Source organism: Lapillicoccus sp., assembly GCF_025353065.1.
Lineage (GTDB): Bacteria > Actinomycetota > Actinomycetes > Actinomycetales > Dermatophilaceae > Lapillicoccus.
Genome location: NZ_JANXRJ010000320.1, coordinates 1 through 24,390, shown reverse-complemented (window position 1 = coordinate 24,390; position 24,390 = coordinate 1). Strand labels below are relative to the sequence as shown.

At 71.8% G+C, this 24,390-nt stretch carries 21 protein-coding genes; 13 read left to right on the top strand and 8 right to left on the bottom strand.

Annotation, left to right across the window (positions count from 1 at the left end; genetic code table 11):
* The coding region (locus tag Q0R63_RS23475; protein WP_295702639.1) for a type II secretion system F family protein at positions 1 to 742 on the top strand (742 nt) is incomplete at its 5' end.
* A gap of 73 nt (positions 743 to 815) precedes the next feature.
* On the opposite strand, the gene Q0R63_RS23470 is transcribed toward Q0R63_RS23475, so the two are convergent.
* Together Q0R63_RS23470 and Q0R63_RS23465 are read right to left on the bottom strand one after the other, a co-directional pair.
* Complete coding sequence (locus Q0R63_RS23470; protein WP_295702637.1) at positions 816 to 1,490, bottom strand: response regulator transcription factor; 675 nt, start codon at positions 1,488 to 1,490, stop codon at positions 816 to 818.
* The gene (locus Q0R63_RS23465) at positions 1,487 to 3,088 is read right to left on the bottom strand and encodes a histidine kinase (protein ID WP_295702643.1); all 1,602 of its coding nucleotides are present in this window, start codon (positions 3,086 to 3,088) and stop codon (positions 1,487 to 1,489) included. Before Q0R63_RS23465 ends, Q0R63_RS23470 begins: the two co-directional genes overlap by 4 nt.
* 276 nt (positions 3,089 to 3,364) lie before the next feature.
* Here Q0R63_RS23465 and Q0R63_RS23460 point away from each other — a divergent pair, with 276 nt between their 5' ends.
* From Q0R63_RS23460 to Q0R63_RS23440, 5 genes are all read left to right on the top strand, one after another.
* A complete protein-coding gene (locus Q0R63_RS23460) occupies positions 3,365 to 4,141 on the top strand; it encodes a phosphoribosyltransferase family protein (protein WP_295702634.1) in 777 nt (258 codons plus the stop codon).
* A gap of 288 nt (positions 4,142 to 4,429) precedes the next feature.
* A complete protein-coding gene (gene raiA, locus Q0R63_RS23455; RefSeq protein WP_295702641.1) occupies positions 4,430 to 5,167 on the top strand; it encodes a ribosome-associated translation inhibitor RaiA in 738 nt (245 codons plus the stop codon).
* A gap of 64 nt (positions 5,168 to 5,231) precedes the next feature.
* Complete coding sequence (locus tag Q0R63_RS23450; protein ID WP_295702632.1) at positions 5,232 to 5,963, top strand: response regulator transcription factor; 732 nt, start codon at positions 5,232 to 5,234, stop codon at positions 5,961 to 5,963.
* Complete coding sequence (locus tag Q0R63_RS23445) at positions 5,960 to 7,177, top strand: crosslink repair DNA glycosylase YcaQ family protein (RefSeq protein WP_295702630.1); 1,218 nt, start codon at positions 5,960 to 5,962, stop codon at positions 7,175 to 7,177. Before Q0R63_RS23450 ends, Q0R63_RS23445 begins: the two co-directional genes overlap by 4 nt.
* Complete coding sequence (locus tag Q0R63_RS23440) at positions 7,174 to 8,160, top strand: glycosyltransferase (protein ID WP_295702628.1); 987 nt, start codon at positions 7,174 to 7,176, stop codon at positions 8,158 to 8,160. The genes Q0R63_RS23445 and Q0R63_RS23440 overlap by 4 nt, the downstream gene beginning before the upstream one ends.
* A gap of 42 nt (positions 8,161 to 8,202) precedes the next feature.
* Here Q0R63_RS23440 and Q0R63_RS23435 read toward each other — a convergent pair whose 3' ends face one another.
* Positions 8,203 to 10,500, bottom strand: coding sequence for a GNAT family N-acetyltransferase (locus Q0R63_RS23435; RefSeq protein ID WP_295702625.1), 2,298 nt, complete (start codon positions 10,498 to 10,500; stop codon positions 8,203 to 8,205).
* Positions 10,501 to 10,764: 264 nt separating this feature from the next.
* On the opposite strand from Q0R63_RS23435, the gene secA reads away from it, so the two are divergent.
* Positions 10,765 to 13,746: a preprotein translocase subunit SecA gene (secA, locus tag Q0R63_RS23430; protein WP_295702623.1), complete on the top strand. Its 2,982-nt coding sequence runs from the start codon at positions 10,765 to 10,767 to the stop codon at positions 13,744 to 13,746.
* A gap of 53 nt (positions 13,747 to 13,799) precedes the next feature.
* On the opposite strand, the gene Q0R63_RS23425 is transcribed toward secA, so the two are convergent.
* Positions 13,800 to 14,309: an Rv3235 family protein gene (locus Q0R63_RS23425; RefSeq protein ID WP_295702621.1), complete on the bottom strand. Its 510-nt coding sequence runs from the start codon at positions 14,307 to 14,309 to the stop codon at positions 13,800 to 13,802.
* Complete coding sequence (locus Q0R63_RS23420) at positions 14,306 to 15,343, bottom strand: LysM peptidoglycan-binding domain-containing protein (RefSeq protein ID WP_295702619.1); 1,038 nt, start codon at positions 15,341 to 15,343, stop codon at positions 14,306 to 14,308. Before Q0R63_RS23420 ends, Q0R63_RS23425 begins: the two co-directional genes overlap by 4 nt.
* A 237-nt stretch (positions 15,344 to 15,580) precedes the next feature.
* Here Q0R63_RS23420 and Q0R63_RS23415 point away from each other — a divergent pair, with 237 nt between their 5' ends.
* Positions 15,581 to 16,132, top strand: coding sequence for a hypothetical protein (locus tag Q0R63_RS23415; protein ID WP_295702617.1), 552 nt, complete (start codon positions 15,581 to 15,583; stop codon positions 16,130 to 16,132).
* Positions 16,133 to 16,258: 126 nt separating this feature from the next.
* Here Q0R63_RS23415 and Q0R63_RS23410 read toward each other — a convergent pair whose 3' ends face one another.
* The gene (locus Q0R63_RS23410; RefSeq protein ID WP_295702615.1) at positions 16,259 to 16,504 is read right to left on the bottom strand and encodes a helix-turn-helix domain-containing protein; all 246 of its coding nucleotides are present in this window, start codon (positions 16,502 to 16,504) and stop codon (positions 16,259 to 16,261) included.
* A 302-nt stretch (positions 16,505 to 16,806) separates the two neighbouring features.
* Between Q0R63_RS23410 and Q0R63_RS23405 the strand changes: the two genes are divergently transcribed.
* On the top strand, positions 16,807 to 17,466 hold the full coding sequence (locus tag Q0R63_RS23405; protein ID WP_295702613.1) for a hypothetical protein: 660 nt from the start codon (positions 16,807 to 16,809) through the stop codon (positions 17,464 to 17,466).
* Between the two features lie 10 nt (positions 17,467 to 17,476).
* The gene (locus Q0R63_RS23400; protein WP_295702611.1) at positions 17,477 to 18,835 is read left to right on the top strand and encodes a hypothetical protein; all 1,359 of its coding nucleotides are present in this window, start codon (positions 17,477 to 17,479) and stop codon (positions 18,833 to 18,835) included.
* A 97-nt stretch (positions 18,836 to 18,932) separates the two neighbouring features.
* On the opposite strand, the gene Q0R63_RS23395 is transcribed toward Q0R63_RS23400, so the two are convergent.
* Positions 18,933 to 20,294, bottom strand: coding sequence for a hypothetical protein (locus Q0R63_RS23395; protein ID WP_295702609.1), 1,362 nt, complete (start codon positions 20,292 to 20,294; stop codon positions 18,933 to 18,935).
* Positions 20,295 to 20,310: 16 nt separating this feature from the next.
* Positions 20,311 to 20,940 carry a hypothetical protein gene (locus Q0R63_RS23390; protein ID WP_295702607.1) on the bottom strand — a complete coding sequence of 210 codons (630 nt, stop codon included), beginning with the start codon at positions 20,938 to 20,940 and terminating at the stop codon, positions 20,311 to 20,313.
* A gap of 221 nt (positions 20,941 to 21,161) precedes the next feature.
* Between Q0R63_RS23390 and Q0R63_RS23385 the strand changes: the two genes are divergently transcribed.
* The 3 genes from Q0R63_RS23385 to Q0R63_RS23375 all read left to right on the top strand — a co-directional run bounded on the left by Q0R63_RS23385 (position 21,162) and on the right by Q0R63_RS23375 (position 24,181).
* On the top strand, positions 21,162 to 22,589 hold the full coding sequence (locus tag Q0R63_RS23385; protein WP_295702605.1) for a wax ester/triacylglycerol synthase family O-acyltransferase: 1,428 nt from the start codon (positions 21,162 to 21,164) through the stop codon (positions 22,587 to 22,589).
* Positions 22,586 to 23,650 (top strand): patatin-like phospholipase family protein, encoded by a 1,065-nt coding sequence (locus tag Q0R63_RS23380; protein WP_295702603.1) that lies wholly within the window; start codon positions 22,586 to 22,588, stop codon positions 23,648 to 23,650. The genes Q0R63_RS23385 and Q0R63_RS23380 overlap by 4 nt, the downstream gene beginning before the upstream one ends.
* A gap of 108 nt (positions 23,651 to 23,758) precedes the next feature.
* Entirely contained in the window at positions 23,759 to 24,181 is a 423-nt protein-coding gene (locus Q0R63_RS23375) for a hypothetical protein (protein ID WP_295702601.1), read from the top strand.
* The last annotated feature ends 209 nt before the right edge of the window (positions 24,182 to 24,390 follow it).

Sequence of the window (24,390 nt, the reverse complement as noted above, 5' to 3'; positions counted from 1 at the left end):
CCGACTGCTGACGCCGATCCTCTCCGCCACGAGGGGTCTCGGGTCCAAGCTCTCCCCGGTCGGCGCCACGGAGCGGATCACGCGGCTCCTCGACCTCGCCGGCAACCCGCCCGGCTGGACCTCGGACCGCGTCCTCGGAGCGAAGGGTGCGGGGCTCGTCGCGGGTTTCCTTCTCGGCCTCTTCTTCGGGGGTCTGTCCCTGAAAGGCCTGCTCTTCGCCGCAGCGGGCGCGGCAGCCGGCTTCTTCGTTCCCGACCTGCTCGTCTACAACCAGGGCATCAAGCGTCAGCAGGATCTCCAGCGCGGCCTCGCCGAGGCGCTCGACATGCTCACCGTGTGCGTCGAGGCGGGACTGAGCTTCGACGGAGCGTTGATGCAGGTAGCGCGGTCCGTCTCCGGACCGGTGGCGGGGGAGTTCACCCGGGTCCTGTCCGAGATCCAGATCGGCAAGGGCCGGGGGCCGGCCTTCCGGTCGCTCGCCGACCGCACGAAGGTCCCGGAGATGAAGACGTTCGTGACCGCGCTCGTCCAGGCCGACCGGCTCGGGCTCCCGCTCGGCTCCGTGCTGCGTGAGCAGGCCAAGGAGATGAGATTGGTCCGGCGTCAGCAGGCGGAGGAGAAGGCCCAGAAGGTGCCCGTCAAGATCCTCTTCCCGATGCTGCTCTTCATCTTCCCGGCCCTCTTCATCGTCATCATCGGCCCGGCGGCGATCCGGATGGTCGACGTCTTCAGCCACGTGTGAGGTCGGCCGACGGGCCGGCCGGGGCTGATCGGGGCTGACCCCGGCGCACCCCGGCTGACGTCGGTTACCCCGGTCAGGACTTGATCAGCCCGGCCCGGATCGCCGCCATCACGGCGCTCGCCCGGTTGTTGGCGCCGAGCTTGTCGTAGAGCTTGGCGATGTGCGTCTTGACCGTCGACTCGCTCATGTAGAGCTGCTTGGCGACCGCCGCCACCGAGTCGCCTGCGGCCAGCCGCTGGAGCACCTCGGTCTCCCGGACGGTGAGCTTCGGGTTCTCGGGGCTGTTGCGTCGACGGATGGCCGCGGCCATCCCGGCCGCGGCAAAGGCTTCCGGCGCGGTCGCGGCGTGCTTGACCGCGGAGATCACCTCGTCGGCCGAGCCGCTCTTGAGGACGAGGGCGGAAGCCCCGGCGTCGAGGGCCTCGAGCAGCGTGTTGTCGTCGTCGTGCATCGTCAGGACGACGATGCCGAGCCGCGGCCGCAGTCCGCGGGCATGCCGGACGAGGTCGAGGCCGGAGCCGTCACCCAGGGACACGTCGACGACGAGGACGTCGACAGCGGTGGACCGCGTGAGGGCCATCCCCTCGGCGAGGCTCGACCCCTCCGCGACGATCTGGATGCCGCGGTCGGAGGTGAGGAGGAAGTTGATGCCCTGCCGGACGAGCTCGTGGTCGTCGACGAGCATCACCCTCAAGGGGGGCGGGGAGCCGGGTGTGGGACCGGGGTGGGCCTGGATCGCGCTGCTCATGTCGGTTGGGGGACCTTTTCGTTGACGTGGACGGGGGCGCACAGGGTCTGGGGGATGCTGAGCCGGGCGACGAGATCGAGCCCACCGGCCGTGTCGATGGTGATGTGTCCACCCGCGAGGACCAGGGAGTGGGTGGCGAAGGCGTCCTGGGTCAGGGCAGAGCAGCCGTCGTGGCGGATCCGGAGGGTCGCGTCGGGGGCGATCACGGTGAGGTCGACGTCGACACCGGTCGCCCCGCCGCTCTTGACGTCGGCGAGTCCCTCGAGGAAGAGCTGGTAGAGCGCGGTCTCGGCCCGAGCCGGCAGACGGAAACCCGACTCGTCGAGCCGGAGGCTCACCACCACCTCCGTCGACGTGCCGAAGGACTGCAGGCGCGAGGTCATCGTGGCGCCGAGTCCGCGCTCGGGCCGCACCGAAACCCTCAGGTCGGAGATGTGCGAGCGCAGGTCGCCGAGGATGCGTCGCAGCTGGGTGCGGGCTGTCTCGAGCTGCGCCACGGTCTGTTCCGAGGGGTGGTCCCCCTTGCCGGCCGTGCGGGTGATGAGGTCGAGGTGGAAGCCGAGCGCCACGAGCTCCTGGGCGATGCCGTCATGCATCTCCCGGGCGAGCCGCTCGCGCTCCTCGAACCCGGCCCGCTCGCGCAGGTTGGTGAACGCCAGGGCCACTCCGATCAGCGGACCGAAGTGCTGGGCGACCGTGCGGAGCTCGTCGAGCGCCGAGTCGTCGGAGGGCGCCGTGGCCATGATGTCCTGGATGATGATCCCGATCTGCTCGCCGCCGCTGGCGACCAGCGGGACCGCCCGCAGCTCCCGGTGGACCTCGGGGTCCCACGTCGAGCCGGTCCGACCCCACCGCCAGGCCTGGCCGATGACGCCTCGGTCCACCGTCGGGTCCGGCCAGGGCACCCGATCAGCGCCACGGAGCGCCAGCGGGACGGGCTGGTCCTCTGTCGACCCGACCAGGACGGCGCTGCGCGCGAGCGGACCGGGTCGGCCCAGCGTGTCGAGCAGGATCTCGGCCGAGGTGGCCGGGTCGAAGCCTCCCTGGAGGTCGGAGGTGAGCCGGGCCAGGCGGCTGAGCAGGAGAGCGGCCTCGTCGGCGATCGGGTTGACCGACCCGCCCAGGCGCGTGGAGGTGCGGTGCGTCCACCAGGCGCCGAGCGCGATCATCAGGGCGATGGCCGCCCACCGGCCCGCGAGCCCGAGGTCGAAGGAGGGGGAGTGGGGCACGAGCATCAGGACCAGGGCCGCGCTGGCGAACCAGACCGAGGTGGTGATCGCGGCGCCCTTGCGTCCCCATCGCTCGGCCGCCCGGTAGATGGGGATGATCGCGAGCGGGAGGGCGCTCGGGCCGACCGCGATCGCCAGCCCGGCGCAGACGGCGCCGACGGCAGTGGGGGCAGCGGCATACACCAGGCGACGGCGCACGATGACCTGGACGTCCTGGAGGAGGAACGCCGTGACGAGCTCCATCGTCATGACGAGCAGGGCCCACGGCAGGATGCGGTAGCCGTCGGCGCCGAGGCCGCTGACGAGGACGACGACGACCGCGACGAGGAGGCGCAGGCACATGCCGCTCGACCACTTGTTGGCCCCCATCACGGGTCCTCCCTTTGGGTACATCTGTCGCCTTTTTCGGGTTTGTTCTCTATAGCGTAGTTCGCCGACACGCTTCTCGCTGGGTGGAGATGTGATGGGTTTTGTCCGGACACCCCTCGAACCCCTCGGACCCCGAGCATTGTGCCGTTCCGCGGCGGGTTCGCACAGCCCCCGACGCCAGACGCGCCGAAGACAACACGCTGGCCCGTGGGCCGTTGTCCACAGGCCACGTCTGCGGCGACACGGCCCGGAGCACCCGCACCCGAGACTGGGGGGATGAGCCGCGGAGCCGCCGGGAGCCGACCGGGGCCCCGGCTGCGGCCGCTGGGCCACCTCCTCTGGGTCTCGCTCCTCGACCTGGCCCTCCCCGGCCGGTGCGCTGCGTGCGGTGAGCCCGTCATCGGGGCTCTCTGCCACCGGTGCACCGACTTCCTTGCCGGGCAGCTGTGGACGCAACCGCGGGTCACCCGCCCCGACCCCTGCCCGCCGGGTCTGCCCGTGGTCGTCGCTGCGGCGCCGTATGCCGGGATCCTCCGGATGCTGCTGACGGCCTACAAGGACGACGACCGCCGCGATCTGCTGCCGCTCCTCGGGGCGGTCCTGCGTCGGCCCCTGACAGCGCTCGGGCGGCCGGCGGGCGACGAGCTCGTGGTGCCGGTGCCGTCGTCGCGAGCCGCCGTGCGACGGCGCGGGGACTCGCCCCTCCTCGCGCTCGCCCGCGAGGCCGTCGGGGCCCTCGGGCACGATGGGGTCGCCGACGCGCTCCACCCGGTGCGCCGGGTCGCCGACCAGGCCGGGCTCGGCCACCAGGCCCGGGCCGGCAACCTCGCCGGCGCGTATTCCGTGCGGCCGGCTGCCAGGGCGCTGCTCAGCGGGCGGCCGGTCGTCCTCGTCGACGACGTGGTGACAACCGGCGCGACCCTGGTCGAGGCGGCCCGGGCCCTGCGGGCAGTCGGCGCGCGGGTCGAGGTCGCGGTCACCCTCGCCGCGACCCAGCGGCAGCCCCGGGGAACCACCCGGGCTCCACGCTCGCTGGAGGGGGAGGAGTGCTGACCGGCCCGTCGTGGCAGAGGGTCAGGAAGGCGGGTCGTGCAGGCGGGTCGTGCAGGCGGGTCGTGGAAGCGGCTCGCGGAAGAAGCTCGCGGAAGAGGGTCGTGGAAGCGGGACATTTCGTGGGTTCCGCGGGGGCCCCGACCGGACTACGGTTCGAAGCAGGAGTCCCGAGTCTCGAGGACGGATCGGAGGTGGTGGCACCGGCGCCGTGGGCCTGCCCGGCCCTGCCCACTCGATCCCTACGTTGCCCATCCCGGCAGTGTGGATCCCTACAGCGAGGAGGACTACGTGGATATCGTCGTCACCGGGCGTCACGCCCAGGTCACAGACCGGTTCCGCGAGCATCTCGAGGACAAGCTCTCCAAGGTGCCGCAGCTCTTGCCGAAGGTCTCTCGGGTCGACGTCGTCGTCACTCACGAGAAGACCGCCCGCAACTCAGAGTCCGTCGAGATCACCTGTCACGCCAAAGGGCCCGTGATCCGGGCCGAGGCCGCGACCGATGACAAGTACACCGCGCTCGACGCCGCCCTCGACAAGCTGTTCGAGCGCCTCCGTCGGGTCGGCGACCGTCGTCGGGTGTCCCGCGGCGGCCGACGGGTCCCGGAGTCCGTGGCGCTGGCCACGAGCCGGATCTCGCCCGGGACCGACGGGGTCGCCCTCGTCGGGCTGCCCGAGGGTGCCGCGCGTGAAGAGGCCACCTCGTTCGGAGCGGTGGGTGACTCGCCGATCGAGGTCCGCGAGAAGATCCACGCCAGTGCCCCGATGACCCTCGAGGACGCGCTGAACCAGATGGAGCTCGTCGGTCACGACTTCTATCTTTTCCACGACGCCGATACCGACCAGCCGAGCGTCGTCTACCGGCGACGAGGGTGGTCCTACGGAGTCATCCACCTCAAGGTCGACCCCGGCGCCGAGCACGATGCCGGGCACGCGCACGAGGCGTTCGAGGTGCTCGCGGCCCAGGCCGCGGCCGTCGGTGCGATCGACGCGGGCGGCACCGTGGGCGCGATGGGTCACGCCGTCTGAGCGAGGGTCCACCGGTCGTGCAGGCGTCATCCGCGCGGCCGGTGGCTCGTGCAATGATGCCCCCATGGACCCAGCGGCAGGTGCGTCGTCGATCGCTCCTGCCCCCTCGGGTCCCGGGCCCGACGGCGCCGACGCGATCCGCGTCCTGGTGGCCGACGACCACGCCCTGTTCCGTCGCGGTCTCGAGATGGTCCTCCAGCAGGAGGGCGACATCGACGTCGTCGGCGAGGCGGCCAACGGCGCCGAGGCCATCTCCCGCGCCGAGGAGCTGCTGCCCGACGTCATCCTGATGGACGTGCGGATGCCGAAAATCACCGGCATCGAGGCCTGCCTGTCCATCAAGGAGATCGTCCCGTCGAGCAAGATCGTGATGCTGACGATCTCCGACGAGGAGAGCGACCTGTTCGAGGCGGTCCGGGCCGGGGCGAACGGCTACCTGCTCAAGGACGTGCCCGGCGAGGAGATCGCCGCCGGCATCCGCGCCGTCCACACGGGTCAGTCCCTCATCTCGCCGTCGATGGCGTCCAAGCTGCTGGCCGAGTTCGCCCTGATCAGCCGGCGCGACGCGGAGGCGCCCAACCCGCACGCCCCCAAGCTCACCGTCCGCGAGATCGAGGTCCTCCGGCTGGTCGCCCGGGGGATGGCCAACCGCGAGATCGGCACGGTGCTCTTCATCTCCGAGAACACCGTCAAGAACCACGTGCGCAACATCCTCGAGAAGCTCCAGCTCCACACGAGGATGGAGGCGGCGATGTATGCCGTCCGCCAGAACATCATCGACCCCCGCCAAGCGTGACCACGGCGCTCCGCCGTCTGACCAGGGGTCAGGCGCGCCGGATCGCCCTGGCGGCACAAGGTTTTCTCGATCGACGTCCGAAGCCGTGGGCGGCCGGCATCCGGGACGTGCAACGGGTCATCGACCGCGTCGGCATCATCCAGATCGACAGTGTCAACGTCGTGAGCCGCAGCCAGTACCTCCCGTTCTTCTCCCGGCTCGGGCCCTACGACACCGCCCTGCTCGACCGTGCCCGGGACCGGGCACCGCGTCGGCTGGTGGAGTACTGGGCGCACGAGGCCAGCCTCATCCCGCCGGCGACCTGGCCGCTGCTCACCTTCCGGATGGACCGCGTCCACGACGACGCCTGGGGCGGGATGATGCGGGTGGCCCGTGAGCACCCCGAGATCGTCGAGGCCGTATGCCGCGAGGTCGAGGACCGCGGCCCGCTGACGTCACGACAGGTCGAGGTCGCGCTCCAGCACGACCGCCCGCGGAGCAAGGACCACTGGGGGTGGAACTGGTCGCTCGTGAAGATGGCGCTCGAACACCTCTTCTGGGCGGGGGAGATCTCCTCGGCCGGACGCAGCGCGCAGTTCGAGAGACGCTACGCCGGGCTCGCCCAGGTGGCCCCACCGGCCGTGCGCGACCTCTGGGTCGACCCGTCGCTGCGGCTCGGCCGCGAGGACGCGGCCGTCGAGATGGTCCGGATCGCGGCCCGTGCCCACGGCATCGGGAGCGAGCTCTGCCTGCGCGACTACTTCCGACTCAAGGGAGTCCAGGCCAAGCCGGCGATCGCCGCCCTCGAGGCGAGCGGCGAGCTCCAACCCGTGGAGGTCGACGGTTGGGCGCGGCCGCTCTGGCTGCATGCCGAGGCCCGCGTCCCCAGGAAGGTCGACGCGAGAGCGCTGCTCAGCCCGTTCGACTCCCTGGTGTGGCAGCGCGAGCGCACCCGGTCGCTGTTCGACTTCCACTACCGCATCGAGATCTACACGCCGGCGCACCAGCGCGTGCACGGCTACTACGTCCTGCCCTTCCTGCACGGAGACCGACTCGTGGCGCGTTGCGACCTCAAGGCCGACCGGGCCGCGGGGGTGCTCCGGGTCCCTCGGGTGACGTGGGAACCCGGCACCGGACCGCCCGACCACGAGGCCCTGGAGGAGACCCTGACCGAGATGGCCGACTGGCTGGGTCTCGTCGGCGGGCACCGGCACGGTGCCGTCGCCCCGACATGACCGACCGCGACATGACCGACCGCGACAAGACCGACACCGACATGACCGACCCCGACATGACCAGCACGCTCGTGGCCGCGGTCGTTCCCGCCTTCGACCCGCCGGGGAACCTCGCCGACCTCGTCGCCGACCTCCGCGCCCAGACCGGCCGGGTCGTCGTCGTCGACGACGGGAGCCCGGACGCGGGGACCGGGCAGGTCCTGGTGGCCTGCGCCGACGCGGGGGCCGTCGTGCTCCGCCACGAGATCAACTCCGGGATCGCCGCAGCGCTCAATACTGCTGTGGCAGAAGCCCGCTCGCGTTGGCCCGAGGTGACGGCCATCCTCACCGTCGACCAGGACTCGCGGCTCGGGACCGACCACGTCGACCGGCTCGTCGCGGCCTGGCGGACGGCCGTGGCGGACGGTCTTGCGGTCGCCCTGGTCGGGCCCGAGCACGTCGAGGGCCTGCCGTCGATGGTGCGCCGCGGGTGGTCGGGGCGGTCGGGGCGGCAGGGGCTGCCCGGCGTCCTGCCCGGTCGCGAACCGGTCCAGTCGGGGCTCCTCGTGCCGACAGCGGTCCTCGACCGCGTCGGTGCCTTCGACGAGTCGCTGGTCATCGACGGCGTCGACACCGACTTCTTCCTGCGCTGTCTCGACGCGGGCGGCGAGGTCGTCGTCGCCCCCGGAACGACGATCGGGCACCGGCTCGGCACCGGGCACCCGGTGCGACTCCTGGGCCGGCCGGTCGTCGTGGCAGGCCGGCCGCTGGTGCTGACGGTGTCGGCGCCTTTCCGCTACTACTACCTGTCTCGCAACCGGATTCGCCTCGTCCGGCGGCACGGTCGGCGGCATACGGGGTGGGCGGTCGGGCAGGTCGTCGGCCTCGCGCGCCACCTGCTGCTCGTCCAGACGCTCGTCCCCGGCCGCCGGGTGCGAGCTCGAGAGCTGAGGCACGGCCTGCGGGACGGGCTCCGCGACGTCGGCGGCCGTCGACCCGACTGAGGGAAGACCGACTGAGGGAAGGCCGGCTCAGGGCACGCCGGCTCAGGGTGCGGGGGTCGCCAGCAGGTCGTAGTCGACGAGGTCGGTCCAGGTGCCGTCGCCGAGCAGCTCGGCGCTGCGCTGCCGGCCGGTGCGGACGAAGCCGTTCGCCTCGGCCACCTGCTGGGACGCGGTGTTGCCCGCTGCGGCGTGCAGGACGAGTCGGCGCAGCCCGAGCCCGCCGGCCTCCTCCGCGGCGAAGGCGTGCCGCACGAGCATCGCGACCCCGGCCGTCATCACCCCGCGGCCCCGGGCGTCGGGATGGGCCCAGTAGCCGACCTCACCCAGCCCCGATGTCTCGCCGGCGAGGTCCATCACGGCCACCGACGCCAGCATCCGGTCGTCCTCCGGGTCGGCGACCGCGAAGAAGAGGCCGGTGCGGGTGGCCGCGAGCGCGTGGCAGCGCGCGACGTACTGCAGCGCATGGGCGCTCGTGTAGGGGCGGGGCAGACCGGCGAGCCAGTGCAGGGTGCGTTCCTCCGAACAGGCCTCGGTGATGCGGGCGACGTCGCCGTCCCGCAGCGGCCGCAGCCGGACCTTCTCACCCTCGACCGTCACCTCCGGTATGCCGCGCCGCAGGTGCGCCCGTTGGTCGATGCGTTCGTCCGTGGCGAGCAGCTCGAAGTAGACGCCGTCGCACAGCGAGCCGTCGCTGCGACGGTAGGCCTGCCGGTCGGCGCCCCACTGCTGGAACCCGACCCGCTCGAGGACGGCCTGCGAGGCGTGGTTGTCCGCGTCGGTGGCGGCGTGCAACCGGGTCAGCCCGAGGCCACCGTCCGCGATGGCCGTGAAGGCGTGGGTGATGACGGGGGGCAGTGCCTCGGGGAGGTAGCCGTGGCCGCGAGCCGGCGGGTGCAGCCAGTAGCCCACCTCGGCGTCGAACCGGCCGTCCATCGGGCCCATGTCGAACACCGAGACGCACCCGAGGGCATGGTCGGTGACCGGGTCGGCGAGGCACCAGACCGCGTGCTGCCCGGACGCCGCCCGACGGCGCTGGCGGGCCAGCCACGCGGGGAAGTCCGCGGTGTCCGGGTGCACGCCGGCGGGCATGAAGCGCAGGCTCGCCTCGTCGGGGCCTTCACCCGGTCCGGGAGCGTCGTCGTCACGCCACGGCCGAAGCGTCAGCCGCGCGGTCCGCAGCACGGGCGCCGTTGCCGGCCCTGCGCGCTGGGCATCGCGGTCGTCGTCGGCGAGCAGGTCGAGGAGGACCGCGTCGACGGCGTCCTGACCGGCGATGATCGCGCGTCGCTCCGTCCCGACCTCGCGGAAACCCGCTCGGCGCAGCACCGCGAGGGACGGGAGGTTGTCGACGTCGGCGCCGGCCGACAGCCGGCGCAGTCCTAGTCCGCCGTCGTCTGCGGGGGCGAAGGCGTGGCGGAGGACGAGATCCAGGGCGCGGGCCATGACCCGACGTCCACGGGCCTCCGGGAACAGGGTGTAGGCGAGCATGCCGGAGTCGGGCAGCGTCGGGATCCCCAGGCGGTGCAGCTGGATGCTGCCGAGCGGCGTGTCAGCCCCGCCCTGAACATCGTTGCTGTTGCTGGTGATCGCCCACGCCAGCCCGGCGCCGGTGGCGGCGCGAACGCCCCTCTCCACCAGCCACGCGGCATACGTGTCGCGGGTCGGTGCGCCGTAGCGCATCCACCGCTGGTTCGCGGGGTCGAGCGTGACGGGCACGGCGTCGATATCGGTCTCGGCGAACGGTCGGAGGCGGATGCCGTCCCCCTCGAGAACCGGCGAGGTCAGCCACGGGGTGCGCGGCTCGCGCGGTTCGTCGGCGGTGAGGGTCCCGGTCCAGACCGTGCGCATCGTGCCGCGCATCATCGTGCGCTGCGGCTCGGTGATCGTGAAGCCGGTGCGCCAGGCCACCCGCCGCGACCCGAAGTTGCCGACCATCGCGTGCCACAGGACGAGCTGGCGGCCCTGTGCGAAGGCCCGGTCGCAGACCAGCCCGACCGCCCGCGTGAGGTAGCCGCGCCCGCGGGTCGCGGGGTGCGCCGCGAAGGCCACCTCGACGGCCTGGTCGCCCCTGGGGGTGAGGGAGACGAGCCCCGCGAGGCGCCCCTCCGCCTCCACGACCCAGTGCTCGCCTGCGCTGGTCTCCCAGTCCTGGCGGACCCGGTCGAGGAACTCCTGCGCGTCGTGCGGCTGGTAGTCGCGGGGGACCGTCGTCCACCGGACGGTGACCGGGTCCCGGCTCTGCTCGATGATCTCGAGGAGGTCGTCCTCGCGCAGCGCGCGGAGGGTGACGACCCCGTCGCCCATCGTGGGCACCAGCTCCGGACAACCCTTGGGCGGCATGGGACCACACAACTACCGCACGACGTCGCCTCGCAAGTGGATTCGACCCTGGCCGCACGGCATCGACACACAGGTGTGTCTCGGCTCCGGGAACGCCGACGGGGGACTCGGCCGTTGGCTGGGGGTCCGGCCGACGACTGCGCTGGACGGTGGATGAACGACTACGCTGGACGGGTCCCGCCGTCGTGGGACGCCGCGATGCCGTCGTCCAGTCTGCACTCGTGTCTGTCTACTCGTGTCTGTCTGCACTCCGGGAGTGAGAGCGTGCCGAAGGTCTTTGAAAAGCTGATGCGAGCCGGCGAGGGTCGCGTCGTCAAGAAGCTCGAGGGCATCGCCGCCCAGGTCAACGCGCTCGAGGACGACTTCGTCAAGCTGAGCGACGACGAGCTGCGCGGCGAGACCGACGTCTTCCGCAAGCGCCTCGCGGACGGCGAGTCGCTCGACGACCTGCTGCCCGAGGCCTTCGCCGCCGTCCGGGAGGCGTCCCGGCGGACCATCGGCAAGCGCCACTTCGACGTCCAGCTGCAGGGTGGTGCGGCCCTGCACCAGGGCAACGTCGCCGAGATGAAGACCGGCGAGGGCAAGACGCTCGTCGCGACGCTGCCCTCCTACCTCAATGCCCTGACCGGCAAGGGCGTGCACGTCGTCACCGTCAACGACTACCTCGCGGAGTTCCAGTCCGAGCTGATGGGGCGCATCCACCGGGCGCTAGGTCTCGAGACCGGCTGCATCCTCGCCTCGATGACTCCGGAGCAGCGCCGTGTCGAGTACGCCAAGGACATCACCTACGGCACCAACAACGAGTTCGGCTTCGACTACCTGCGCGACAACATGGCATGGTCGCCCGAGGAGCTCGTCCAGCGCGGTCACAACTTCGCGATCGTCGACGAGGTCGACTCGATCCTCATTGACGAGGCCCGCACCCCGCTGATCATCTCCGGCCCGGCCGAGGCGGCCACGAAGTGGTACGTCGAGTTCGCCCGCTTCGCCAAGCGGCTCGAGCGCGGTGAGCTCGAGTCCGGCGAGGGCGACTACGAGGTCGACGAGAAGAAGCGCACCATCGGCGTGCTCGAGTCCGGCATCGAGAAGGTCGAGGACCTGCTCGGCATCGAGAACCTCTACGAGTCGGTCAACACCCCCCTCATCGGCTACCTCAACAACTCCATCAAGGCCAAGGAGCTGTTCAAGAAGGACAAGGACTACGTCGTCATGAACGGCGAGATCCTCATCGTCGACGAGCACACCGGCCGGATGCTGCCCGGCCGGCGCTACAACGAGGGCATGCACCAGGCGATCGAGGCCAAGGAGGGCGTCGAGATCAAGAACGAGAACCAGACGCTCGCCACGATCACGCTCCAGAACTACTTCCGGATGTATTCCACGCTCTCCGGCATGACGGGCACCGCTCAGACCGAGGCCGCCGAGCTCAACAGCATCTACAAGCTGGGCGTCGTCAGCATCGCGACCAACATGCCGATGATCCGGATGGACGAGGCCGACCTCGTCTACCGCACCGAGGAGGCGAAGTACGCCGCCGTCGTCGATGACATCGCCGAGCGGCACGCCGCCGGCCAGCCCGTGCTCGTCGGCACCGTCAGCGTCGCCAAGAGCGAGCACCTGTCCCAGCAGCTGAACCGTCGGGCGATCAAGCACACCGTCCTCAACGCGAAGTTCCACGCCGACGAGGCGACCATCGTCGCGGACGCCGGCCGCCGGGGAGCCGTGACCGTGGCGACCAACATGGCTGGTCGCGGCACCGACATCATGCTCGGCGGCAACCCCGACTTCCGCGCCGTGGCCGAGCTCAAGAAGCGCGGTCTCGATCCCGAGGAGACCCCCGAGGACTACGAGGCCGCCTGGGCGCAGGCGCTTGCCGATGCCGAGGAGGCTGTGCAGGCGGAGCACGACGAGGTCACCGAGCTCGGCGGTCTCTACGTCCTCGGCACCGAGCGGCACGAGTCGCGCCGGATCGACAACCAGCTGCGCGGTCGTTCCGGCCGTCAGGGCGACCCCGGCGAGTCGCGGTTCTACCTCTCGCTCCAGGACGACCTCATGCGGCTCTTCAACGCCGCGATGGTCGACCGCTTCATGACCACGGCGCGGATGGAGGACGAGGTCCCCATCGAGTCCAAGATGGTCTCCCGCTCGATCGCCAGTGCGCAGAGCCAGGTCGAGGCGCAGAACTACGAGATCCGCAAGAACGTCCTGAAGTACGACGACGTGCTCAACCGCCAGCGCCAGGTCGTCTACGAAGAGCGTCGCCGGGTCCTCGAGGGCGAGGACATGGAGGAGCAGGTGCGCCTTTTCGTCAACGACGCCATCACCGGCTACGTCGACGCGGCCACGGCCGACGGGTATGCCGGGGACTGGGACCTCGAGAAGCTCTGGACCGCGATGCGCGGGCTCTACCCCATCTCGTTGAGCATCGACGACGTCGCGGCGGAGGCCGGGGGTCGCGGCGACATCTCGGCTGGTCTGCTGCGCGAGATGCTGATGTCGGACGCCCACCGCGCCTATGACGAGCGCGAGGAGCAGTTCGGCTCCGAGGTCATGCGTGAGGTGGAGCGCCGGGTCGTGATGTCGGTGCTGGACCGCAAGTGGCGTGAGCACCTCTATGAGATGGACTACCTCCAGGAGGGCATCGGCCTGCGCGCCATGGCCCAGCGGGACCCGCTCGTGGAGTACCAGCGCGAGGGCTTCCTGCTCTTCGAGGCGATGATGGACGGGATCAAGGAGGAGTCCGTCTCCTACCTGTTCAGCGTCGAGGTCCAGGTTGACGAAGCCGCTGCGGCCGCTCCGCTGCAGACGGCTCCCGTGCCGGTCGGGCAGCTCCTCGGAGCCCTGTCCGGCGGTGAGGCCGTCGCCGATGCGCCCAGCGCGTCCGACCGGTCCGCCGGTGCCGAGGTCTCCGACGGGGCCGAGGGCTCGGAGCTCGGGGTGTCGGGTGCCGGGGTCGCCGCGGGGGGAGGCGCTGGGTCCCACGGCGCCGGTCTGCAGGACGCCGGTCTGCAGGACGCCGGTCTTCAGGACGCGAGTCGTGCCGGTGCACAGGGCGCGCGGGCGGTGAAGGCAGCTCCGATCATCACCGCGAAGGGTCTGGGTGGGCCGAGTGCCCGCCGGCTGCACTACTCGGCGCCCGGCGACGACGGGTCGATCGAGGAGCGCGACGTGGTGGACGAGCCCGAGGGGGCCGAGCCGGGTCCGCCGAAGCGGATGTCCAAGAAGGCCCGTCGACGCGGGAAGTGACCGCTGTCAGCTGACCGCGGTGACCCGTGCGGCGCCTTGCCTGCGACGCGGTCTCAGCCGACCTGCAGCGCGGTCACGACCCAGCGCCCGTCGAGCCCGATCAGGCGCAGCGCCATGGCGCGCACCCGGTCGGGGTGGAAGACCACGGCACTCGCCTCGATGACGCCGTCGGCGGGCTGACAGACGCGGACCCGCCGGACGACGGGCGATCGTCCGGCGGCCACTCCGCGGCGGGCAGCGACGAGGGACCGCCTGGCCAGCACGGCATACACGTCTGCGCTGGTCCACCGGACCACCTGGGGGGCCGGCCGGGTCCCGGCGAGGACCTCGACGATGGCCTGGCTGATCCGGGCGGTGAACAGCTCGGGGTCAGGCAGGTCGAGGGTCCTGGTGGGTCGTCGATCGAACCAGGTCTCGTCGTCGTCGTGTCCGAAGTCGACGGCCAGAGCGTCCTGGACGTAGTCCGCGGACGGCGCCGGCCACCGTCGGTGCGCTTCGTCGGCGTCGATGACGGGCGGCTCGCTGGACGGGATGGGCAGTACTCGGAGCCGGGTTCTCGTCATGACGCGGCACCTGCCGTCGGTGCGGTGGACGCGGTCGGTGCGGTGGGTGCCGTGGGCACGGTGGCCGCCGTCCGATGCAGCGGCGACGGCGCCACGAGGCGCTGACCGGGTCGGATGAGGTCGGGGTCACCGCCGATCAGGGCCTTGTTGACGGCATACCAGCGCTGCCACTCGGTGGCGATCGATGCCGTGGTCGCCCCGCTCCCGAGGTGGGCAGCGGCGATGTCCCAGAGGGTGTCGCCCCTGCCGACGACCACGAACTCCGTCGTCGACGGGAGGGCCTCGGCGGTGACGGGCCGGGCGGCCGGGACGAGCGACGGCCGTGGTGCGCTCGGGGCGAGCGCACCCACGCTGGTGCTCCCGCTCGGGGTCGCGGGGGTCGCGGGGGTCGCGGGGGTCGCGGGGGTCGCGGGGGTCGCGGAAGGTGGTGGAGCCGGTGCGGATGGTGCGGCGCTGGTTGGTGCGGCGCTGGTTGGTGCGGCGCTGGAGGAGGCGCTGGCTGGTACGCCGCTGGTGGGCGTGCCGCTGGTGGGTGCGGCGGTACCCGTTCCGGCAGCGCTGGCGACGGCGCCGTCGGGCCGGAGCGACGGATCGGGGGCGTCGGCCGCCGAGGCCGGACGCAGATCCGGCAACGGGGCAGCGATGACGAGGCTCCCCGTGGTGCCGAGGCCAGACCCCGGTTGATCCGGACCCACCGGGGAGCCGGCGGCGGCTCCTGGCGCGAACGATGCGACGAGTGCGGTGCCGAGCAGGAAGGCGACCCCGCGTCGAACGGCCGCCGGGGCGACGCGGTCCGCGACGACCCGAGCCACCCGACCGACCGCTCCCGGCACGGCGGAGAGTGCTGTTGTCACGACACCGAGGCCGATCCAGGTCGTGAGCAGGGCTCCCGCGACGGCGAGCGCGCAGACCAGGTAGTCGGAAGGCACCGCCGGTAGGGAGGAGAGCAGCCGCTGACCGGTGTCGCGGGCCAGCAGGGCGAAGAGCACCGTGGCGAGGGCCGCCGTCAGCAGACCGGCGGACGCGACCGCCACGGGCCGCCAGGCGCGGTGTCTGCGCGAACCCCGCTGACGGCCTTTACCGGACATCTGGCTCATTTGAACTCCGCTGATAGACGTTTACCTACGTTTGCTGATCTTCGGTGACGAGAGACGGCGGTGTCAAGGTGGGCCCGGCGCGACGACCCACCCGTCTGGCACCATGGCGCAGGTTGTCCGAGGGCGCAGACGACGCGCACCTGCCGTGCGTGCCGATCGGAAGGGGCTGGACCGGTGCGGTGGGACGAGCTGTTCGACGACCTCGAAGCCAGATCGGTGGAGGAGGGCCGACGTGACCTCGACGCCGAGGTCGCGGACCGGACGCGCCGTGAACGGGCGCTGCTCGGGCTCCAGGACCGGTTCACGGCCTGCCAGGCCGGCGACCCGGTCAGCGTGCGGGTCGCCGGCGCCGGGACGGTGGCCGGACGGGTCACCGGCGTCGGCGCCGACTGGGTGCTGTTGGCCGAGAGGCCGCAGCACCCCGTGCTCGTCGCGTTCGCCGCGATCCGGATGATCACCGGCGCCTCCGCCCGGTCGGAGCAGGTCGGCGCCGTGGCCAAGGCCTTCGGGCTGGGGTCGGCGCTCCGTGCGGTCAGCCGCGACCGGGCCGTCGTCGAGGTCATCGACCTCGAGGGGACGGCGCTGACCGGGACCATCGACGTCGTCGGGCGCGACTTCGTCGACCTCGCGGAGCACCCGAGCGACCTCCCCCGTCGCCCCGAGCACGTGGTCGCGATCCGGTCGGTCCCGTTTGCGGCCATGGCGGCCGTCCGACGCCGGTCCTGACACGCATCGGTCCTGGTGGCTGTGGCTCGCAGGCCCGGCAACCACGAAGCGCCGGCAGCGGTCGCTGCAGCCGCTTCGTGGAGAGGAGCTGCTCCCGCCCCGACGGCGGCGACCCCTCCTGGTGGTTCAGCCGTTCTCGAGCCCCTCGGCCCCCGCCGACCCGAAGGGATGGGAGGCGACGAACTCCTTGGTCTCGGTGTACATCCGGGCGATATAGCTCTCGAGCTCGGTGGTCTCGACCCGCCATTGCCCCCGCCCACCGACCTTGATCGCGGGGAGCTCGCCGGAACGCACGAGAGCGTAAGCCTGCGCCGAAGAGATGTTGAGGACCTCAGACACTTCGGACAGCTGGAGAAAACGTTGCGTGGGCATCGTCGGGATAAGTCCTCACTGGTGGGGTGGATCCCGGGCCTGGTGTCCCGGTTGTCGGGATGTGGACCGATCGCTCGGTGTCACGGATGTCCGAACGTCAGTCGTATTTCTTTACTGCTTCTTTACCCTAGGGGATCGCCCTAAAGTTGCGCACATTTTGGCACAGGTCAACACGTGTCTCCCATCTGTCCACAGGTCTACACCGATCGGTGTGCGTGACGAGCCGTTGTCATCCATGATGGAAGACGCAACCGGTAGTCGTCCGGCTGGAATCGGGTGACGAGGTTACATGGGGGACGAACGTGGTTGAACTGGCGAGACCCGTCGCAAAACGACTGCAACGCCCGTCGTGGCGTGACTCGCGTCTGATCATCGGGATCGTCCTCGTGCTGCTGGCGACGACACTCGGTGCGAAGGTCATCGCCAGTGCCGACGACGACGTCCCGATGTATGCCGCGGCGCGGGCACTCAAGCCCGGCGACGCCCTCAGCGGCGACAACCTCGTGCGCGTTGACGTCCGGCTCGGTGACCGCGCCGGACGCTACCTGACGGCCAGGGCCGGGGTGCCGGCCGACCGGTTCGCCCTGCGCATCGTCCCCGAGGGTGAGCTGGTGCCGCTGACCGCGATCGGCGGCCGGTCCGATGTCGACGTCCAGTCGGTGACGGTGAAGGTGGACGCCACCTCGGTGGCGTCCCTCGCGGTGGGCTCCGTCGTCGACGTCTGGGTCAGTCCGCGCGACCCCGCGAGCACCCAGGCGCGCTACCTCGAGGCGGTGCGGACGATCGCTGCGGTCTCGGTGGCCGGCGTCCCCCAGGCCGGTGGCGCGTTCGGGGGGTCGGGTGGTGAGGCGGCCGTCCAGCTGCTCGTGCCCAAGAACCAGGTCGCCACCGTGATCAGCGCCAGCGACCGGCTGTCGCGATTCACGCTCGTCCCGGTGCCGGGGTCCAAGAGCGCCTCATGACCGCCGCGTCATGACCGCCGTGCTCACGGCCCTCGGCAACCGGTGGGACAGTGCGGTCGCCACCCATCTCGAGGCCTCCCGCGAGGTGCGCCTCGTCCGTCGCTGCGCTGACCTCGCCGACCTGCTGGCCACCGCGGCCTCGGGACTCGGCTCGGTGGCGATGGTCTCCGAGGACCTCCGGGGCCTCGACCTCACCGTCGTCGCCGGCCTCCAGGCCTCGGGCATCCTCGTCGTCGGCCTGTCCGTCCCCGGCGACGAGGGCTCCGAGCGTCGCCTCCGTCAGCTCGGCATCCCGGTCGTCGTGCCGGCGGACGCCGACCTGCCCACGCTGGAGGAGGCGGTCACGGCGGGAGCCGGCCCGGTCGGGCTGCCCGGCGCGAGTGATCCCCTGTCCGGAAGGGGTGACCCGAGCGCGAGCCTGGCACCCGGCGATGACTCACCGGAGGCGACGGCGAGTGGCCGGAGCGGTGACCGGGCCGCATACGGCAGTCGGGGCCCGCTCGGTCAGGTGCCCGAGACGCCACCGGAGGACGAGGTCGCGACCCCCGGGCGAGTCGTGGCCGTGTGGGGACCGACTGGGTCACCGGGGCGCACGACGATCGCTGTCAACCTGGCGGCGGAGCTGGCGGGGCTGGGGGTGCCCACCCTGCTCGTCGACCTCGATACCTACGGCGGATCGGTGGCGCAGTCGCTGTCGATGCTCGACGAGGCACCGGGTGTCGCCGCCGCCGCCCGGGCCGCCGACCAGGGCACGCTCGACCTTCCCGCCCTGGCGCGCATCTCGCCCGAGGTGCTGCCCGGCCTCCGGGTCCTGACGGGCATCCCCCGCGCCGAACGCTGGTCCGAGCTGCGGGCCGGCGCCCTCGAGCGCGTGCTCGAGATCTCGCGGCTGCTGGCCCAGGTGGTCGTCGTGGACTGCGGCTTCAGCCTCGAGGACGACGAGGAGCTCAGCTACGACACGCAGGCACCACGGCGCAACGCCGCGACGCTGACCGCGCTTGCCGGAGCCGACGTGGTCCTCGCCATCGGTTCCTGCGACCCGGTCGGCCTGCAACGCCTCGTGCGCGGGCTGCAGGAGCTCGGCACGGTGCCGTCACCGTCGCCGATGGTCGTCGTCAACCGCGTGCGTCCCGGGGCGGTCGGCTCACGGCCGGAGGCGCGGGTCTCGGAGGCCCTCGCCCGGTTCGCGGGCATCGAGGAGGTGACCTTCGTGCCGGAGGACCGGGCAGGGCTCGACGTCGCGATGCTCGAGGGGCGGGTGCTCGCGGAGTGCGCGCCGGCCTCGCCGGTCCGCGCCGCCGTCCGCGCGCTCGCCGCGACGGTCGGGGGGATCGCCCTCGGCGCGACCCGGCGCGCCCGGCGGAGCTGAGCGCCGATCCTGCCCCGATCTCGCGCCGGATCTCGCGCCGGGTCTCGCGCCGGATCTCGCGCCGGATCTCGTCCCGACCTCACCCGGTCGGCTCGGGTCAGGCCGCGAAGAGCAGCGACAGGCCGCCGACGGTGTAGAGCACCATGACCACCATCAGCGGCAGCTGACCGAGGACAGCCGAGCGGCGGTCGAAGAGCCGCACCGCGCGTTCGTGGGCGACGACGACCCCGAGGACGTGACCGAGGACGATCGCCCCGGCCTGGACGGCCGCGACGAGGGTGGGGGCGATGAGAGCCTGCCCGGGCACGATCGCGGCGGTGCCGAGGAGGTCGGCCCCGGTGCCGAGGGGGTCGCTGAGCAGGGCCAGCGTCCGCTGCCCCTGGAAGATCCCGAGGGACCAGTAGTGCGCCACGAGGTATCCCGCCGCGATGGGGATGACCGAGGGGGCGAAGTACTCGCCCATCCCGTGGCCGGGCACGCCCGCGATCCGGGCAGCGATGCGGGCGGCGAGCAGCAGCGCGAGTCCCACGACGAGACAGGTGGCGACCAGGGTGGCGGTGCGCAGCAGCTCGGGTGCCGAGGTCGACTGGACCCACGCGGCATACCGGATGTCACTGCTCAGGCTGTCGTATGCCGTGCCGCCGAGCAGGACCGACACCGTCGCCAGCAGGCCGCGCCGGGCGGGCAGGAGGCTGGGGCTGTGGACGGGGGTCCGCAGGGCGAACCGTCGGTCGCCCCGTCGCGCCAGCGGGGAGAGCTGCCCATAGACCCGGGACAGCACCTCGAACGGGTCGCCCTCGCGGAACCACGACCGACCGAAGATGAGCGAGCCGGCGATGCTGACGAGCACGAAGAAGGCCACAGCGATCCGCAGGACCGGCAGCGTGGTGCGGTCCGGCGCCACCAGCTCGAGCCAGGTGAAGACGAGCAGCAGGACTGCGGCGGGCCACCTCCCGGGGTGGGCGTCGGTGAGCCGGGCGTCGCGGTCGATCCGAGCCACGGACGCGAGGCCGCGGTGCAGCCGGCGCAGGGGGTTGAGCGTGGTCCAGACGGGACCGAAGACCAGCGACAGCACGGGGAGCCCGACCCAGAGCCAGACGTAGACGACGTAGCCCACCGGGTTGTCCGCGGTGTCCCGACCGGCGAGGAGCGAGACGAGGACCCAGACGGTGAGCACGCCCGAGAGCCCCGCGGCGACCCCCCGGGTCCACCGTGAGTCGAGGACGGACTGCACCGTCCGGGGGAGGGCCCAGCCGTCGTCGTCGTGCAGGCGTGGCTCGCGCCAGAGCAGTCCGAGCCCGACGAACGAGGCCAGCAGGGCGAGCGCCGCGCCGATGACGAGAGCGGTGAAGGGCAGGGGCAGGTCCTGACGGGACCCCACGCCATGGACCGGAACGGCTACGGGCAGACCCGTCCCCAGGGCTGTCGAGAGGGTGGCCACGAGGCCGGTGCCGCTCATGCTGACCGTTCGGGTCTCAGCGGACGGCGACGGTCAACAGCGTGAGCGCCGGCTCGTGCGTCTCGATCTCGTAGACCCCCGGCTCGGCGCCGGTCAGCGTGATCGTCGTGGGCGTCCGGGCGGTAACGGCCTTCTCGATCTCGAACCCGTGCGCGTGCAGCAGGTCGTCGTGGTCGATGGTCACGACGAGGGTGAGGGTCTCACCCACGCCCAGGTCCACCTGGGCGGGTGCCGGGGTGATCGTCCTCCCGGTCACGGAGACCGCAAGCTGCCGGCCGGTGGGGGACGTGGCCGGTGACGTGGCGGGTGACGTGGCGCTGCCCGTACTGCCCGTACTGCCCGTACTGCCCGTGCTGGTGGTGCTGGTGGTGCTGGTGGTGCTGCCCGTGCTGCCCGTGCTGGTGGTGCTGCCCGTGCTGCTGGTGCTGGAGGCCGTCGGACCGGTGGAGCCGGAGCCGCACGCCGCGAGGAGGGTGGCGACGGCGACGGCGCCCACTGTGCTGCGGACGGGGCCGGGTGCGACTCGCTGGGCGCGGTTGGACAGGGTGACCACCACTTCTGCTCGGGCGTGTCGGGGGGTGTCGGGCTCGGCGGTTCCCTCTGTGGTCGGGCGACCCGAAGCGGCATCGACGACCCCGAGCGGCATCGACGGCCAATGGTGCCGATGGTCTCGCCGTGGCGGGTCCTCCCTGCGGAGAACGTGGGGGACGGCGGGAAGTTCCCGAGTGCGGCAGCGCCTGGTCCGCGACACGCCGACGGGCACCGGAGAACCGGGCGGTAGCGGCATACCGGGCAGGTCGACGTGAGTTCCGTGACAGCCGCCGGACGGTGAGGGGAGGGAGCCGCCGGTTCTGACACGATGAGCCGGTGCCCGACCGGTTGAGCTCCCTCGACGCGTCGTTCCTCTATCTCGAGGAGCCGACGACGGTCATGCACGTCGGGTCGGTCATGGTCTTCGACCCACCCGAGGACGGTTTCGACCACGACGCCCTGCTCGCCCTCGTGGCGAAGCGGATCGTCGGCTATCCCCGGTTCCGGCAGAAGGTGCGCGAGGTGCCCGGCCGGCTCGCCAACCCCGTCTGGGTGGACGACGAGTCGTTCGACCTGAGCTATCACGTGCGCCAGGCCGCGTTGCCGCGACCCGGGACCGACGAGCAGCTCGAGGAGTTCGTCGCCCGCATCCAGCCCCGCGCGCTCGACCGTTCGCGTCCGTTGTGGGAGGTCTACCTCGTCGAGGGGCTCGAGCACGGTCGCTTCGCGATCATCACCAAGACGCACCACGCCCTCGTCGACGGGGTCCACGCGGTCGACATCTCCCAGCTCATCGTCGGTCCCTCGGCGCAGGAGGCGACGGAGGTCGTCGACTCCTGGCGGCCCCAGCACGAGCCCAGCGACCTCCAGCTCGTCGGCGACGCGGTGGCCGACGCGATCTTCATGCCGAGCCAGGTGGTCGAGTCGGTCCGTGGTGGTCTCAACGAGGTGAAGGAGGTCAGCGGCCGGATGCTCGGCGGTCTGGGCTCCCTGGCCCTCACCGTGGCGCGTGGTGCCGCTCGCCCGGCCCCGACCTCCCCCCTCAACGCCGAGATCGGGCACGCGCGGCGGTTCGTCATGGTGGGCACGGACCTCGATGACTACCGCACAGTCCGTTCCCGCCTCGCGCGCGGCGCCTACGCCGACGACGTCAGCGTCAATGACGTCGTCCTCGCGGCCGTCGCCGGCGCGTTCCGGGCGTGGCTGCTCACGCGGGGCGAGCCCGTCCACGCCAGCTCGGTCGTCCGGGCGCTCGTGCCGGTCAGTGTCGATTCCGGTCGGGACTCGCCGGTCGTTGGCCACCGCCTCACCGCCTGCTTCGTCGACCTGCCGGTCGGGGAGCCCGGGGCGTCGATGCGCCTGCACCAGATCGCCTTCTCCATGCGTCAGCAGATCGAGGCCGGCCAGGCCGTCGGAGCCGAGCGGCTCGTGGGGCTGGCGGGATTCGCCTCTCCGACCTTGCACTCGCTCGGCGCCCGCCTCGGGAGCGCGATGTCGCGGCGGCTGTTCAACGTCATCATCACCAACGTGCCCGGCCCCCAGAGCACCCTGTATGCCGGGGGTGCCCCGATGCTCTCGACCTACCCCGTGATGCCGCTCGCCCGCGGCCAGGCGCTCGCGATCGGGTTGACCTCCTACGACGGCGGTGTCTACTACGGCCTCAATGCCGATCGCAACGCGATGCCCGACGTCGAGGTGCTCGGCCAGAGCATCGTCGACTCGCTGGCCGAGCTCGCCGACGTGCGTGAGGGCGGGCAGCGGTGACGCGTCGCGGCCTGGTCATCGGTGGGGGAGGAGTCCTCGGGGCGGCGTGGGCGATCGGCGCGCTGAGCGCGCTCGAGGAGGTCACCGGGATCGATGCCCGATCCTTCGACGAGTATGTCGGCACCTCGGCCGGCTCGGTGCTGTGCACGCTGATCGCGGCCGGTGTGGGGGTCGACGACCTGCGGACCCATCAGCTCGAAGGCCGGATCGACCACGGTCCGCTCGCGGGCTTCGAATGGGACTACGACGAGGCCACGGGCGATGGTCGACCGTCGACACCCAGGGGTGGTGTCGGATCACCGTTGTTGCTGCGCAAGGGAATTCGCGAGCTCCGTCAGCTCCCGCCCACCGCTGTGCTGGCGGCGCTCATGCCCGAGGGCCGGGGCCGGCTGGACAGCGTGGGCGCCATGATCAGCCACGTCGTTCCGTCCGGGTGGGTCGGTCGCCCCGGTCTCACGGTGGTCGCCTTCGACTACGACGCCGGCGTGCGCGTGCCCTTCGGACGGGACGGTGCCCCGGTCGCGGAGGTGGCGGACGCCGTGATGGCGTCGTGCGCCATCCCCGGGTGGTACCAGCCGGTGCGCATCGGTGAGCGCCGGTTCATCGACGGGGGGACCTGGTCCTCGACCAACCTCGACCTGATGGTCGGGCTCGAGCTGGACGAGGTCTACGTCCTCGCTCCCCAGGTCTCCTTCGACACCGACACCCCGGCCCAGTTCTTCTCGCGCCTCGAGCGCCAGTGGCGGACCCGCGTCACCGCCCGGGCCCTGCGCGAGATGACGACCGTCCACGCCGACGGTGCGGAGGTGACGATGATCGGCCCGGGTCACGAGGACCTCGAGGCGATCGGCGGCAACCTCATGGACGTCGGCCGCCGTCCCGCGGTCATCGCGACGTCGCTCCGGACCTCACTCGTCGCGCTCGCCGACCCTGACGAGCTTCCCGGGTCCGCTGCGGCGTTGGCGCCGGCCGCCCTCCCGGGGTCGGGGTCGGCGGGTCTGGAGGACCGCTCAGGTCGGGAGGACCGGTCGGATCCCGGGGTGGCCACCGGGCGGGCATGACATCACGCCGGAGCGCCTCCACGGTCCGGTCACGGCATCCGCGCTACGCTGCCGACCAGCGGCGGACGGCCGCCGACGAGGTCGAGACGCCACCGGGAGGGCCATTCCGTGCGCCAGTGCCGCATCTACCTGCCGATCGACCCCGCAGCGGTCCGAACGCTCCAGGAAACGCGCACCCTCCAGGCCCGCGAGGCGTATGCCGTGACGCAGTGGCTCGAACGTCAGTACCCCTCTGAGGACGAGGAGGGCTTGGAGTTCATCGCGTTGGGGGAGGCCAAGCAGGCCGCTCTCGACCGTGACCAGGACGACCGCCTCGTGATCGTCGCCGCCGACGTGGAGTCGGAGCACCTCGACATGTTTCAGCCGGCCGTGGGGCTGCCGGCCTCCAGCGTGGTGCTCCGCGAGCCCGTGCCGTTGCGCCGCATCGTGTCGTTCCACCTCGAGGAGACCCCTTTCGGGTCGAGGAACGACCCCGACCTGCTCTGGTACGACGTCACCGAGCTCGACGAGGTCGTCCGTCAGCTGTCCTAGGCCTGATGGCCCGTCTTGCTCCTTGCTCGTGCTGGTGGCCCCGCCGTGGTTGGGGCGGGGTGGGGGGCGGGGTGGTCAGGTGTGCCAGGTGACGTGGGTGTTGTCGATGGTCGCGGACAGGTCGCGGTCGTGGACGAGGGTGTGGTGGCGTGGGCAGAGCAGGGCGCCGTTGTCGATGGTGGTGGGTCCGCCGCGGGTGTGCCAGTGGG

What these genes read in the sequence shown, in the direction of transcription:
- Q0R63_RS23470 (WP_295702637.1), bottom strand. Translation starts at nt 1,490, where the DNA reads ATGAGCAGCGCGATCCAGGCCCACCCCGGTCCCACACCCGGCTCCCCG.
- Q0R63_RS23465 (WP_295702643.1), bottom strand. Translation starts at nt 3,088, where the DNA reads ATGGGGGCCAACAAGTGGTCGAGCGGCATGTGCCTGCGCCTCCTCGTC.
- Q0R63_RS23460 (WP_295702634.1), top strand. Translation starts at nt 3,365, where the DNA reads ATGAGCCGCGGAGCCGCCGGGAGCCGACCGGGGCCCCGGCTGCGGCCG.
- Q0R63_RS23450 (WP_295702632.1), top strand. Translation starts at nt 5,232, where the DNA reads ATGGACCCAGCGGCAGGTGCGTCGTCGATCGCTCCTGCCCCCTCGGGT.
- Q0R63_RS23440 (WP_295702628.1), top strand. Translation starts at nt 7,174, where the DNA reads ATGACCGACCGCGACATGACCGACCGCGACAAGACCGACACCGACATG.
- Q0R63_RS23435 (WP_295702625.1), bottom strand. Translation starts at nt 10,500, where the DNA reads ATGCCGCCCAAGGGTTGTCCGGAGCTGGTGCCCACGATGGGCGACGGG.
- Q0R63_RS23425 (WP_295702621.1), bottom strand. Translation starts at nt 14,309, where the DNA reads ATGACGAGAACCCGGCTCCGAGTACTGCCCATCCCGTCCAGCGAGCCG.
- Q0R63_RS23410 (WP_295702615.1), bottom strand. Translation starts at nt 16,504, where the DNA reads ATGCCCACGCAACGTTTTCTCCAGCTGTCCGAAGTGTCTGAGGTCCTC.
- Q0R63_RS23400 (WP_295702611.1), top strand. Translation starts at nt 17,477, where the DNA reads ATGACCGCCGTGCTCACGGCCCTCGGCAACCGGTGGGACAGTGCGGTC.
- Q0R63_RS23395 (WP_295702609.1), bottom strand. Translation starts at nt 20,294, where the DNA reads ATGAGCGGCACCGGCCTCGTGGCCACCCTCTCGACAGCCCTGGGGACG.
- Q0R63_RS23390 (WP_295702607.1), bottom strand. Translation starts at nt 20,940, where the DNA reads ATGCCGCTCGGGGTCGTCGATGCCGCTTCGGGTCGCCCGACCACAGAG.